The sequence below is a fragment of the Olsenella kribbiana genome (assembly GCF_036408795.1).
Taxonomy (GTDB): Bacteria; Actinomycetota; Coriobacteriia; order Coriobacteriales; family Atopobiaceae; genus Olsenella_L; species Olsenella_L kribbiana.
Window position 1 is genome coordinate 1 of the sequence record NZ_JAZGJP010000012.1, and the last position, 12,726, is coordinate 12,726.

Genomic DNA, 12,726 nt, shown 5'->3' on the forward strand with positions numbered 1-12,726 from the left:
AGCCCCCGAGCGCCGATGGTACTGCGGAGTGAGTCCGTGGGAGAGCAGGACGCCGCTGGCCAGCAGAGGGCATTCGTGCCGGAGAGGGAGGGGAGCGCATCCGCGCTTCCCTCCCTCTGCCATACAGAGACCTTGAGTCATACTCGCAGAGCATGCTGTACTTTCCTGTAAGCATTGCTCAGCTGCTTCTATATGCATCTGGCGATAGGCGCGTATCTGCGGCTTTTTCTGCATGCTATTTCCTATGTGTTGCAAGAAACAATCGTTATATGCAGCTTGATAGATATCCGAGTTGATGCTGGTCACATGGATCTTTTGAATGGGCAGCTAGCTGAATCAATATGAAGCATGGTTGCGACCAGCACGAAAACATCTATACGTTAATAATCTGACAGAGCAAATGACCTTCGGACCCCGCTCCTGTCCCATCGAATCTTGCTGAACCTTAAAGTTCGAGAAATGAACATTCAGAAAGCGTTCAACAAGCAATCAGAGGGGACAGACATGGAATCCGGAGATGTACAGCAATCGGAAACAGAATCTGCAAGCGATGCAGAAGAGCTCGAAGGCATGCTCGACGCGCATCGCGAGCGCGTGGCAAATGCAATAGCATCCGCTCTTCGGCATAGCGATGCCCTCTGCATTCGGGCAAACCCGGGATGTGGTCTGACGCCTGCCCTGAAGCTCCTCAAGGATACCGGTCCCGATCAAGGCTTCCATGTCATCTATAGGACGTTTCAGGGGCGCACCTCCAGGTCCTGTGCAGGAGAGATCACCAAAGTGGACCTGAAGATGCCAGTGGGCGGACTTGCTGCCACCACCGTCCTGATCCTTGACTGCCTTCCTGCCTTCACAGAGACAGAATCCATACGCTTTGGAAAGGCATTTCGCCTCTTTGTCAGGCATGGCGGAAAGGTCGTCTGCGCATTCAGGGAAGAGGGAGTAGAACCTTCAGGCCTCGGCGAGGACGTTTCCTGGGAGGATGCTCATGATGCCTGCTTCGCTGCATATGAGCGGAAGAGCTGGAAGGGCGGCATCGCCTTCGATGAGGCGCTCAGGATATCGGCAGGCACGCCTTCCCTCATGCGGGCGCTCTGGACCTTCCATGCAGAACCCGATGGGCTGCTCTCTGACAGCGATGCGCTGTGCTTTGCGCATGAGGCTGATGCCGCGGTCATGACAGAAGCATCGGCGCTCTCAAAGGAAGCACGCGAAGCGTTTTCCTGCATGCTGCTCTTCGGGACCGGCACGCTCAAGGAGCTCGAAGGCATCCTCGGCGACGATGCAGGGGCTGCTGCTGTACGGGTCTCTTCATACATTCCGCTTGTCGCGCTCGAAGGTGACAGCTGGACCTGCGGATGCACGCAGGACGTCCGCGTCCTTGCCCATATGGACCGCTTCCTTGGCACGCTCGATGTGATGGATCAGCAGGAGGGGCTGCTCTGCATTCTGGCGCTCGAGAAGCGCTCGCTTTTCCAGCGTGCGGCCATCCTGGCTGCACACATGAAGCTTGGAAGGCAGGCAGCAGCGCATATCGTGCTCGAAGGTGCGCGCTATCTCGATGCAGGCGAAGCAAAGGCCGTCGAGAAAGCGCTTCGGGAGGCTGGAGCCACGCGCAACAAGAAGGAAGGGCTCTCGGCTGCATGCGGGCTCAAGCTTGTCTCAGAACCGCGCACAAAGGCTCTCCAGACCTGGCGGCAGAGGGTGGGTGTGCAGAAGAGGACAAAGGATACGTCGCTTTCTGCCTATGAAGGGATATGGCGCATCCGGCAGAGCCTCGGAGATAGGGCAGGCAGGCTCCAGGAGCTGGCAGTTGGAAGCGATGATGGCTTTGCGCTACACTGCGCTCTCTGGAAGGCACTCCTCGAAGGAGAGGCACTTGATATCCCTTCAGCCGCGCTTCCCAGGGAAACGGGGCTTCTATCTGAGGTGGCTGAGGCAGATGTAGCGTTCTTCCGGGAAGTGCTGCTGGGGAAGCGAAGCATCTGGCCCCGTGTTGCGGACAGCAGGCTGGATATAGGTGCGCTCTGGGTACGGACGCTTCAGGCTGCTGCTCTTGCTATGGGTCCTGCAGCGTCTGGCCCCGGCGAGCTTGGACGCCTCGCCTCGTACTGGAGCGAGAGGGAAGATGCGCTGCCGCAGCTTGTTTCGGGCATTGCGGGAGGTGCAGCTGCGCTCAGGCAGGGATCTGCAGCGCATGCCCATGTCTTTCTGGCGCACGCAGAACGTGCCGCAGAGGAGCTTTCGAGCACGCCGCTTCTCGACGAGATACATCTCCTCCAGGCGACAGAGATCGGCGGCATGACCGCACGCAGCGTCGCACGAAGGCTCGGCAAGGCGAAGAGCGCTGAAGGAAGGCTCATGGCCCGTGCCGTGCGATGCGCAGCGCAGGGCACGAAGCTCGAAGACCAGGACCTGCCGCTCCAGCTCCGCTGGATTCTGGCGCTTCTTCTGGGCATGCCCCAGAGCTTCTCGTCCCAGATCGGCGATGCTGTGCCAGAAGGCTGGAAGCGCGATGTGGCGCTGTGGCAGGAGGTAGCGCATCCGAAGAAGAGGGAGGAGAGACGGGAAGAGCCTCTGGGGGTCGAGCCTGTGCCTCTTGCAGGCGATGTGCCAGGCCTTCTCGAGATAAGCCTCCTCGGCCGCTTCGAGGCGAAGGTAGACGGCGAGCCCATCCTCCTGAACCGCTGGCCAAGGCGCTCTTCGAAGGCGCTCCTCCAGATGCTTGCAGCCAAGCGGGGGCACACGATGAGGAGAGCAGATGTGCTGGCGGCGCTCTGGCCGGAATCGAACTACGTCGAGGGGCGCCCGAAGATCTATTCGGCTGTGAGCACGCTGCGCGAGGTCGTGCACCAGAAAGGAACAGGTGCCCGCTTCATCGTCGGAGGAGACGGCCTCATCTCGCTCAATCCCGCTTCTGTCATCTGCGATGTGGATGCTTTCGAGGCCCTCGTGAAGGAGGTGCTTGCGGAAGCCACGGGTACCGAGCGTGCGCTCGAGGCGGCAGACGAGATCCTGGATATCTATCAGGGAGAGATGATCGTCGCATCGCAGGACAGCTCGGGGATGATGGTGAGAAGGGCAGAGGAGCTCAGGCAGGAGTATGTCGATGCGCTCTCGAAGGCAGCGCAGATCGCCCTCGACGAGAGCTCCCTGAGTGCCGCTGCACTCTATGCGCGCTCCGCTTGCCGGGAGCTTCCGACCCGCGAGGATGCCGCCATCGTGCTCATCAGGGTCTATCTCAGGCAGGGGCGCACGGCAGATGCCTGGGAAGCCTACCAGAGCTTCTCGCAGCAGCTCATGGACGACTCCGGCATCTACCCTTCCGGCCGCATGCGTGCCCTCATGGACGATGCCCTGCGGGAGGCAGGGGCGCAAGGTGCAGACAGGGGCAGACAGCCATCTCTGGAAAGCGACTGAAAGGCAGTGCACTTTTGATGATATGGTGGATGGCGGGAAAGAGTTGTCCTGATATCGGATACAGTGTTGGTCGTGTGCATGCTGCGCATACGCCGCCGGTGGCGAATGCGCTTTACCCTTAAGGAATGCTATGGCCAACTTCTTCTCCAGGCTGCTCTCCATGGGAGCGGACAAGCAGCTCAAGGAGTTCCGGCAGATTGCCGGACATATCGACGAGCTCGAGCCGAACTACGCTCCCGACAAGATGGATGACGCAGAGCTTGCGCATCAGACGGTGCTCTTCCGTGAGCGCCTTGCGAACGGCGAAACGCTCGACGACCTTCTGCCCGAGGCCTTCGCAACGGTCCGCGAGGCATCGAAGCGCACGCTCGGCATGCGCCACTTCGATGTCCAGCTCATCGGCGGCATTGCGCTGCACCGCGGCATGATTGCAGAGATGAAGACCGGCGAAGGCAAGACGCTTGTCTCGACGCTTGCCGGCTACCTCAATGCACTTGACGGCCAGGGCGTCCATATCGTCACGGTCAACGACTACCTCGCCAAGCGCGACTCTGAGTGGATGGGCCAGATCTACCGCTTCCTCGGCATGAATGTCGGCCTCATCCAGAACGGCATGCGCCTCAACATGAAGACGCCTGCCTATGCAGCAGATGTCACGTACGGCACGAATTCCGAGTTCGGCTTCGACTACCTGCGCGACAACATGGTCACGCGCCCCGAGATGCGCGTGCAGCGCGGCCATCACTTCGCAATCGTCGACGAGGTCGACTCCATCCTCATCGACGAGGCAAGGACGCCGCTCATCATCTCCGGTGCCGGCACGAAGTCTGCAAGCACCTACAAGGACTTCGCCCGTGCAGTCCGTGGCCTTACGCGCGACGTGGACTACGAGATGGACGAGGCAAAGCATACGATTGCCGCAACCGATGAAGGCCTGAGCAAGATCGAGCATGCCCTCGGCATCGCCGACATCTACTCCGATGTCTCCGGCCAGCTCGTGAACCATCTCCAGCAGGCTCTCAAGGCTGAGTACATGTTCCACCGCGACCAGCAGTACGTCGTGCTTGACGGCGAGGTCAAGATCGTCGACGAGTTCACGGGCCGCATCATGGAGGGCAGGCGCTACTCGGAGGGCCTCCACCAGGCCATCGAGGCAAAGGAAGGCGTCGCGATCCGCGAAGAGAACCAGACGCTTGCCACGATCACGCTCCAGAACTACTTCCGCCTCTACGACAAGCTCTCCGGCATGACCGGTACCGCCATGACCGAGGATGCCGAGTTCCGCCAGATCTACAACCTGCCCGTGCAGGTCATCCCGCCCAACAAGCCCGTCATCCGCAAGGACCACGACGACCTCGTCTACCGCACAATCGAGGCAAAGTTCAATGCCGTCGCAGACGACGTCGTCGAGCGCCATGCCAAGGGCCAGCCAGTCCTTGTCGGCACGGTCTCGATCGAGAACTCCGAGAAGCTCATGCGCATTCTCGAGAAGCGCGGCATCCATCCGCAGATCCTGAACGCAAAGTACCACGAGCGCGAGGCTGCCATCATCGCACAGGCAGGCCGCTTCGGCGCCGTCACGATCGCCACGAACATGGCTGGCCGTGGTACGGATATCCTGCTCGGCGGCAACCCGCAGTTCATGGCGCTGGACCTCATGCGCGACGACGGCATCGATCCGCAGCCGGAGAAGAGCATGAATCCGGAAGATCCGGCATCGGTCGCAGATGCGAAGCAGAAGCGCGCCTACGTCGACTCCATAATGCCGAAGTACCGTGCCAAGGCAGATGCCATCTGTGCAGCAGAGAAGGAGAAGGTGCTCGAAACGGGCGGCCTCTGCGTCATCGGCACCGAGCGCCATGAATCCCGCCGTATCGACAACCAGCTCCGCGGCCGTTCCGGCCGTCAGGGCGACCCGGGCGAGACGCAGTTCTACCTCTCGCTCGAAGACGATCTCATGCGCCTCTTCGGCGGCGACCGCATGGACCGCATCGCTGCCATGATGAAGAAGGCAGATATGCCGGATGACATGCCGATTCAGGCGAAGATGGTCACGAAGGCGGTCGAAGGTGCCCAGCGCAAGGTCGAGGAGATCAACTTCGCGATGCGCAAGAACGTCCTCGACTACGATGATGTCATGAACAAGCAGCGCCAGGTCATCTACGAGGAGCGCAACAAGATTCTCGACGGCAAGGACCTGACGGCGCATGTCGCTGAGGTCACGCACGACACGGTCGAGCGCGAGGTTGCAAACTTCTGCCCTGCCGATACGGAAGCAGAGGACTGGGATCTCGAGGGCCTCGGCAAGTGGCTTGCCGACCTCACAGGCACCAAGGAGCTCCCCGAGCTCACACACGATATGGAAGAGGCGGATATCGTCGAGACGATCGACGACTTCGTCGATGGCCGCTACGCCGAGAAGGCAGAGTTCATCCGCGGAATCGGACGTGGCCTCCAGCAGCAGGATGCGAAGGCGGCACTGGATAACGGCGAGCCTGCACCTTCCGAGCACGACCCGATGAACGACCTCTCCATGCGCGTCATGCTCCGCGTCATCGACACGAGGTGGATGGCATACCTGCAGGAGATGGACTACCTCAAGACCGGCATCGGCCTTCGTGGCTATGGCCAGAGGGACCCGCTTGTCGAATACAAGACCGAGGCCTATTCTGCCTTCACCGAGCTCGTCAACACCATGTACGAGGACTTCCTGCGCATCATCCTGAGGATCCAGGTCGTGGCGCAGCCGCAGCCTGCCCAGGAGGGCGCAGAGCTCAAGGGTGCCCGCTATTCGGGTCCGGCAGATGTCGACGGCGACCATCACCGGAACATCTCCTCTTCGGGCATCGCCCAGAGGAGGACCGCACGTGAGTCCGTGCCGGCAGATGAGAAGCCGAAGACCTACCGCAAGGCAGAGGACCCCGATCCTTACGCGAATGTCGGCAGGAACGACCCCTGCCCCTGCGGCAGCGGCAAGAAGTTCAAGAACTGCCATGGCAGGAACCGCTAATGGCAGACGAGGCTCCGATCACCGCTGAGGGGCTTGATGCCCTCGAGGAGCGCCTGCACGAGGTGGAGGGCTATCTCCATGTCGCGCAGAAGCGCGAGCTCGTCGAGGCGCTCCAGCACAAGAGCGCCGAGCCCGGCTTCTGGGACGATGCAGCAGCTGCCCAGAAGACGATGGCTGAGCTCTCTTCTGCACAGGAGGACGTCAAGGGCATCGATGCGGCGACAGAGAAGCTCGGCGATGCACGTGCCGCGCTCGAGCTTGCTGACGAGACGGACGACGATGAGCTCCGCCAGGAGGCGACGTCTGCTGCAGAAGAGCTGAAATCCGAGCTTTCCGAGCTCGAGCTCTCGAGCTGGTTCACGGACGATCTCGATCACGGCGATGCAATCGTCACGATCATGCCAGGCCAGGGTGGCCTCGAAGCGCAGGACTGGTGCGAGATGCTCTTCAAGATGTATCTGCGCTACTGCGACCGCCGCGGCTGGAAGGTCACGGTCAACGATGCGCCCCAGGCCGAGGTCATCGGCATCGACCGCGCGACGTTCACGGTGAGCGGCAAGAACGCCTACGGGATGCTGCGTGCCGAGCAGGGCGTGCACCGTCTCGTGCGCATCTCGCCGACAGACGAGAAGAAGAGGCGCCAGACGACCTTTGCGGGCGTCGAGGTGCTGCCGGTCCTTCCTGACGATATCGAGGTGAACATCGATCCGGGAGACCTGCGCATCGATGTCTACCACGCCACGGGACACGGTGGCCAGGGCGTCAACACGACGGACTCTGCAGTCCGCATCACGCATATCCCGACCGGCACGGTCGTCACGTGCCAGAACGAGCGCAGCCAGCTCCAGAACAAGGCCTTCGCGATGAAGATCCTGAAGAGCCGCCTCTACGAGCTCGAGCTCCAGAAGCGGGAGCAGCAGATCGACGAGCTCAGGGGCCCGAAGCACGATATCGGCTTCGGCAACCAGATCAGGAGCTATGTGCTCTATCCCTATCAGCTCGTGAAGGATCTGCGCACAGGCGTCGAGACAGGAAACGTTTCATCGGTGCTCGATGATGGAGACCTCGATCCCTTCATCATCGGCTATCACCGCTGGGTGACAGGGGAGGAACAGAAGGTATGAGCAGGCGCGAGAAGATGGCGGAGATCGTACGCGATGTCGTTCTGATTGCTGTGGGGTCCGCCATCTTCGCGTTTGGCTTCGACTCCTTCCAGCTGCCGAATGGCCTTGCTGCAGGCGGCGTCACAGGCATAGCGACAATCGTGTTTGCGCTCGGACAGAGGGCTGGCATCTATATCCCGGTCGGTGTCCAGACCATTGCGATGAACATCCTTCTGCTCTCGCTCGTCGTGAAGCAGGGCTCGAAGCGCTATCTTGCAAAGACCGTGGCAGGAATCCTGCTCTCCGGCTTCTTCACGGACCTCCTGCAGCCCATCGTGCCCGTGCTCGGCGAAGGGGAGCTCCTGCTCTGCGCTCTCTGGGGCGGTGTCGTCACGGGCGTGGGCCTGGGCCTTGTCTTCATGGCGGGCGGCAACACCGGCGGCACTGACATCATCGTCCAGCTCATCTCGAAGAAGACGGACATCGCGATAGGCACGATGATGATTGTCGTGGATGGTGCGATCGTCGCGGCCTCTGCGCCTGTCTTCTCTGTCGAGAACGCGCTCTATGCGGCCATCTCGATGTTCATCTGCGGCAAGGCGATCGATGCGGTCGTCGATGGTCCGCGCTCCGCCCGTGCGGCCTATATCATCTCGAACCGCTATGAGGCGATCTCGAAGGCTATCCTCTTCGAGCTCAACCGTGGCTGCACCGAGATTTCTGCCAAGGGATCCTATAGCGGCGAGACGCGGCCCATGCTCATGTGCGTCATGGGGCGCTCGGAAACGACGAAGCTCAAGGATATCGTGGCAGAGCTCGATCCCGATGCCATTGTCGTGATTGCAGAGGTCCACGAGGTATTCGGCGAGGGATTCCGCAGCCTCGAAGCCTGAGTGTGTTAAAGGTCTGTTTCCGGTACGCAGGAGAGCATGGGTTTTACCCATGCTCTCCTTGCTTATGGACACATCCTGCGCATCCTGCGTATATGATGAAAGGGACTGCCCAACGGGCAGAGGAAGCCTAAAGACGGGAGCGCTATGACGAAGGAATGCGAGAGCAGGGCGCCGCACTGCTCGACGCACGAGATAGAGCTCGTGGCGAATGCAGTCCGCCACGATATCGTACAGATGCTGACCGAGGCCGGGTCGGGACATCCGGGAGGATCGCTCTCCGCAACGGATATCCTCTCGGTCCTCTATTTCTCGGGCCTCATGAACTATGACCCGAAGGACCCGAAGTGGGACGGCCGCGACTTCTTCATCCTTTCGAAGGGCCACGCAGCCCCTGCCCTTTACGGCATCATCCACCAGCTTGGCTGGATTACGGATGACGAGATGCTCTCGATCAGGAAGCTTGGAAGCATCCTGCAGGGACATCCCGATTCGAAGCTCTGCCCGGGCATCGAGGTCTGCACAGGATCTCTCGGCCAGGGCATGTCGGTCGCATCGGGTGCTGCCCTTGGCTTCAGGCTTGACGCCGAGAAGAAGGGTGCCCCTCTTCGCCATGTCTTCGCGCTCACCGGCGACGGCGAGCTCCAGGAGGGCCAGAACTGGGAGGCAGCGATGTTTGCTGCCCACAGGAAGCTCGGAAACCTCTGCGTCTTCGTCGACCTCAATGGCCTTCAGATCGATGGCCCTGTCGACACGGTCTGCACGCTCGGCGATGTGCCGGCGAAGTTCCGTGCCTTCGGCTGGCATGTGCAGGAGGCAGACGGACACGATATCGAGGCGCTCGAGGCAGCTGTGAAGAACGCGCTTGCCGTCGAGGACCAGCCTTCTGTCATCATCTGCCACACGATCAAGGGCAAGGGCGTCTCCTACATGGAGAACCAGGTAGGCTGGCATGGCAATGCGCCGAGCGCCGAGCAGGGGGCCCAGGCCCTGGCTGAGCTCGAGGCTGCACGCGCCGAGCTTCTGAAGGAGGCCGCAAATGACTAGAAGAGCGACCCGCGAGGCATTCGGAGAGACGCTCATCGAGCTTGTGAAGGAAGGCCTCGATGTGATGGCGGTCGACGCCGACCTGGCAGGCTCGACAAAGACTGCCCAGCTCGGTGCCTACGACCCTGACCGCCTTGTCGATGTGGGCATCGCCGAGCAGGACATGATCGATGTGGCGGCAGGCCTCGCGCTTACCGGCCGCACGGTCTTCACCGGCTCCTTTGCCGTCTTCGGCACCGGACGCTGCTACGACCAGATCAGGAACACGGTCTGCGATTCGAACCTCGACGTGAAGATCTGCCCGACGCACGCCGGCATCACGGTCGGCGAGGATGGCGCGACACACCAGATGCTCGAGGACATCACGCTCATGCGCGTCCTTCCGAACATGCGCGTGCTCGTGCCGGCAGACTACTGGGCTGCAAAGGCAGCGCTGCGCCTTGCCGCGAAGACGCCGGGTCCGGTCTATGTGCGCCTCGGCCGCCACAAGGTGCCCCTCGTCTACGATGAGACGTTCGTAGGCGGCCTTCCCTTCGCAGGCGTCGTGCGCGAAGGCACCGATGTGACGATTGCTGCTGCCGGCGTCGAGGTCTCGCAGGCACTCGCTGCGGCAGACCTCCTCGAGCAGGATGGCATCTCGGCAGAGGTCCTCGACATCTTCTCCGTGAAGCCGCTCGACGAGGAGACGATCCTCGCTTCCGCCTCCAAGACGGGTCATGTCGTAACCTGCGAAGAGCACTCGGTCTATGGAGGCGTCGGCTCGGCCATAGCAGAGCTCCTCGGCGAGAAGCTGCCGGTGCCCTGCCAGCGCGTCGGCATGAAAACCTTCGGCACCTCGGCAAACGGCGATGTGCTGCTCCATCACTTCGGCCTCGACGGAGAGGGCATTGCGCAAGAGGTGAAGAAGGCGCTCGGCCGTTAGGTCTTTGCAACATCTCTGATAGAAGCAGGGCTTTGCTTTGAGTCCTGCTTCAGCGTCCTGAGCTAATCGTGCGTTTTTCAGGGCCCATGGCGTCTGCAGCCTGCTGCAGACGCTATGCTTGCTATGATTTTCGAATCAATCTGTCCGCTGATTCGTGCATACAGGAAAGAGAAGGAGCTTCTGTGGCCAATCACTTTCGCAGTCGGGAGCGGCAGGGGAATGAAGAGCTGGAAGACACCGGCGCCCTGCAGACGAGCGCTCCTACACCAGAAGACGAGCCCGCTTCTGCGGGCACATATCAGGATGTGACATCGCAAGACGCAGACAATGGAGAGCCTCTCGACGAAGAGTCCTCCGTCATGCAGTCCATCTATGCAAGCGTCGCCGAGAAGGCAGCAGCTGCACCGCAGGCACAGGATGAGGCAGCTGCGCCGGCAGACATCGACGACGATCTCGACGGCCTCGATATCCCGGGCGCTATCGACGATCTCGACGAACCGGCACCGGCAAGGACTGCCGCCCCTGCACCCGAGGCAGCGCCCGCGCCGCAGGCGCAGCCATCCTCGACGTCTGTCTTCGCCGTCCCTTCCGTCGAGCATCCGACGCAGCAGAGCGCTGGCATCGTGCAGTCCTCTGATGCTGACGACGACGGCATCACGTCCTACGCAGGCCTTTCCTCGAATGGCATGCCCCAGGTCCCGCATGAGGGAACGCCGACAATCTCCTACCGCAATGTCACGCTCATCTACAAGGCCCAGCCGAACAAGCCGGCCCTGGAGGATGTGAGCGTCGACATCTATCCGGGCGAGTTCGTCTTCATCGTCGGACACTCCGGATCGGGCAAGTCCACGTTCATCAAGCTCATTACCCGCGAGCTCAAGGCAACGAAGGGCAAGGTCATGGTCGCAGGCCAGGACCTCACGACGATGCGCAACTGGAAGGTCCCGTACCTGCGCCGCCAGATTGGCTGCGTCTTCCAGGACTTCAAGCTGCTGCCGGACAAGACGACCTACGAGAATGTCGCCTTCGCTCTCGAGGCCATCGGCAAGCCCAAGTCCGTCATCAAGGCCCAGGTGCCTGAGGTGCTGCGCCTGGTGGGTCTCCAGGACAAGATGGACAACTATCCGGACCAGCTTTCCGGCGGCGAGCAGCAGCGTGTCGCTGTCGCCCGCGCCATGGTCAACAGGCCGCCGCTGCTTGTCTGCGACGAGCCGACCGGCAACCTCGATCCGGCCATCTCGCTTGGCATCATGAAGCTGCTCGACCGCATCAACCGCACCGGCACCACCGTTGTCATGGCCACCCATGACCGCGAGATGGTGGACTCCATGCGCCGCCGCGTCATCGCCCTCGAGGGCGGCCACGTCGTGCGCGACCAGGAGAGAGGAGGCTATGGCAACTATGGCACCATCTAATATCGGCTATTCGCTGCGTGAGGCCATGCACCACTTCAAGCGCAACTTCGGCACCACGTTCGGCGCTATCGTCACGATCTTCCTGTCGCTGTTCATCATCGGCACGTTCGTGTTCCTGTCTGCCCTTGTCGACAACATGGTCGGCAACGTCGAGGACAAGGTCACGATCCAGGCCTACCTCGCAGATGACGCATCCCAGGACGCCATCGATGCCCTCCAGACGAAGATCGAGGGCTGGGACAACGTCGAGTCTGTCACCTACAAGAGCAAGGACGAGGCTCTCGAGGAATACAAAGCCACGATGTCGAACAAGAACGCCGAGGACGCTGTTGCGGCACTCGACGGCACGAACCCGGTTCCTGCATCGCTTGTGATCAAGCTCAACGATCCGCAGGAGGTCGAGAACGTCGCGAACAAGCTCATCGACGATTCCGACTTCGCCTCTGTCGCTGACGATTCCGATCCGGCCAACTCGGTCCAGTATGGACGCGAGACGGTCGAGCGCCTGTTCACGGTCACGTCCTACATCCGCATCATCGCAATCGTGCTTGTCGTGCTGCTGACGTTTGTCGCCTTCGTCTTCATCAACAACACGATCCGCCTCTCCATCTCGGCACGCCGCCGCGAGATCGGCATCGAGCGCCTCGTCGGCGCCTCGAACGGCTTCATCCGTGGGCCCTTCGTCGCCGAGGGCGCCATCGAGGCACTCATCGGCGCCCTGCTCGCAATCTGTGCGCTCCAGGCCGTCATCACGAACGTCTTGCCGCGTCTCCAGGAGCAGGTGGCGTTCCTCTCGTTCAACCTGCAGCCTGCCGTCATTGCGCAGACCTATGGCCTGCTCATCATCGTCGGCGTGGCAATCGGCCTCTTCGGCTCCGCTATCGCAATGAGGCGCTACCTGAACGTCTAGCGCCAGGCG

The 12,726-nt window shown here is 61.3% G+C and carries 8 protein-coding genes; all 8 read left to right on the forward strand.

The window, feature by feature from the left end; genetic code table 11:
• Window positions 1-570 precede the first annotated feature (570 nt).
• The 8 genes from VXJ24_RS08485 to ftsX all read left to right on the forward strand — a co-directional run bounded on the left by VXJ24_RS08485 (window position 571) and on the right by ftsX (window position 12,717).
• Complete coding sequence (locus tag VXJ24_RS08485; protein ID WP_330972501.1) at window positions 571-3,420, forward strand: AfsR/SARP family transcriptional regulator; 2,850 nt, start codon at window positions 571-573, stop codon at window positions 3,418-3,420.
• A 130-nt stretch (window positions 3,421-3,550) separates the two neighbouring features.
• Complete coding sequence (gene secA / locus VXJ24_RS08490) at window positions 3,551-6,430, forward strand: preprotein translocase subunit SecA (protein ID WP_330972502.1); 2,880 nt, start codon at window positions 3,551-3,553, stop codon at window positions 6,428-6,430.
• Window positions 6,430-7,554 carry a peptide chain release factor 2 gene (gene prfB / locus VXJ24_RS08495; RefSeq protein WP_330972503.1) on the forward strand — a complete coding sequence of 375 codons (1,125 nt, stop codon included), beginning with the start codon at window positions 6,430-6,432 and terminating at the stop codon, window positions 7,552-7,554. The genes secA and prfB overlap by 1 nt, the downstream gene beginning before the upstream one ends.
• Window positions 7,551-8,426: a YitT family protein gene (locus VXJ24_RS08500; RefSeq protein WP_330972504.1), complete on the forward strand. Its 876-nt coding sequence runs from the start codon at window positions 7,551-7,553 to the stop codon at window positions 8,424-8,426. The genes prfB and VXJ24_RS08500 overlap by 4 nt, the downstream gene beginning before the upstream one ends.
• A gap of 144 nt (window positions 8,427-8,570) precedes the next feature.
• Window positions 8,571-9,470 (forward strand): transketolase, encoded by a 900-nt coding sequence (locus tag VXJ24_RS08505; protein WP_330972505.1) that lies wholly within the window; start codon window positions 8,571-8,573, stop codon window positions 9,468-9,470.
• Window positions 9,463-10,392 carry a transketolase family protein gene (locus VXJ24_RS08510; protein WP_330972506.1) on the forward strand — a complete coding sequence of 310 codons (930 nt, stop codon included), beginning with the start codon at window positions 9,463-9,465 and terminating at the stop codon, window positions 10,390-10,392. The genes VXJ24_RS08505 and VXJ24_RS08510 overlap by 8 nt, the downstream gene beginning before the upstream one ends.
• 359 nt (window positions 10,393-10,751) lie before the next feature.
• Window positions 10,752-11,807 carry a cell division ATP-binding protein FtsE gene (gene ftsE, locus VXJ24_RS08515; protein WP_330972507.1) on the forward strand — a complete coding sequence of 352 codons (1,056 nt, stop codon included), beginning with the start codon at window positions 10,752-10,754 and terminating at the stop codon, window positions 11,805-11,807.
• Window positions 11,794-12,717 (forward strand): permease-like cell division protein FtsX, encoded by a 924-nt coding sequence (gene ftsX / locus VXJ24_RS08520; protein WP_330972550.1) that lies wholly within the window; start codon window positions 11,794-11,796, stop codon window positions 12,715-12,717. The genes ftsE and ftsX overlap by 14 nt, the downstream gene beginning before the upstream one ends.
• Window positions 12,718-12,726 lie beyond the last annotated feature (9 nt).

Coding starts and splice junctions, on each gene's coding strand:
- VXJ24_RS08485 (WP_330972501.1), top strand. CDS start 571: ATGCTCGACGCGCATCGCGAGCGCGTGGCAAATGCAATAGCATCCGCT.
- secA (WP_330972502.1), top strand. CDS start 3,551: ATGGCCAACTTCTTCTCCAGGCTGCTCTCCATGGGAGCGGACAAGCAG.
- prfB (WP_330972503.1), top strand. CDS start 6,430: ATGGCAGACGAGGCTCCGATCACCGCTGAGGGGCTTGATGCCCTCGAG.
- VXJ24_RS08500 (WP_330972504.1), top strand. CDS start 7,551: ATGAGCAGGCGCGAGAAGATGGCGGAGATCGTACGCGATGTCGTTCTG.
- VXJ24_RS08505 (WP_330972505.1), top strand. CDS start 8,571: ATGACGAAGGAATGCGAGAGCAGGGCGCCGCACTGCTCGACGCACGAG.
- VXJ24_RS08510 (WP_330972506.1), top strand. CDS start 9,463: ATGACTAGAAGAGCGACCCGCGAGGCATTCGGAGAGACGCTCATCGAG.
- ftsE (WP_330972507.1), top strand. CDS start 10,752: ATGCAGTCCATCTATGCAAGCGTCGCCGAGAAGGCAGCAGCTGCACCG.
- ftsX (WP_330972550.1), top strand. CDS start 11,794: ATGGCACCATCTAATATCGGCTATTCGCTGCGTGAGGCCATGCACCAC.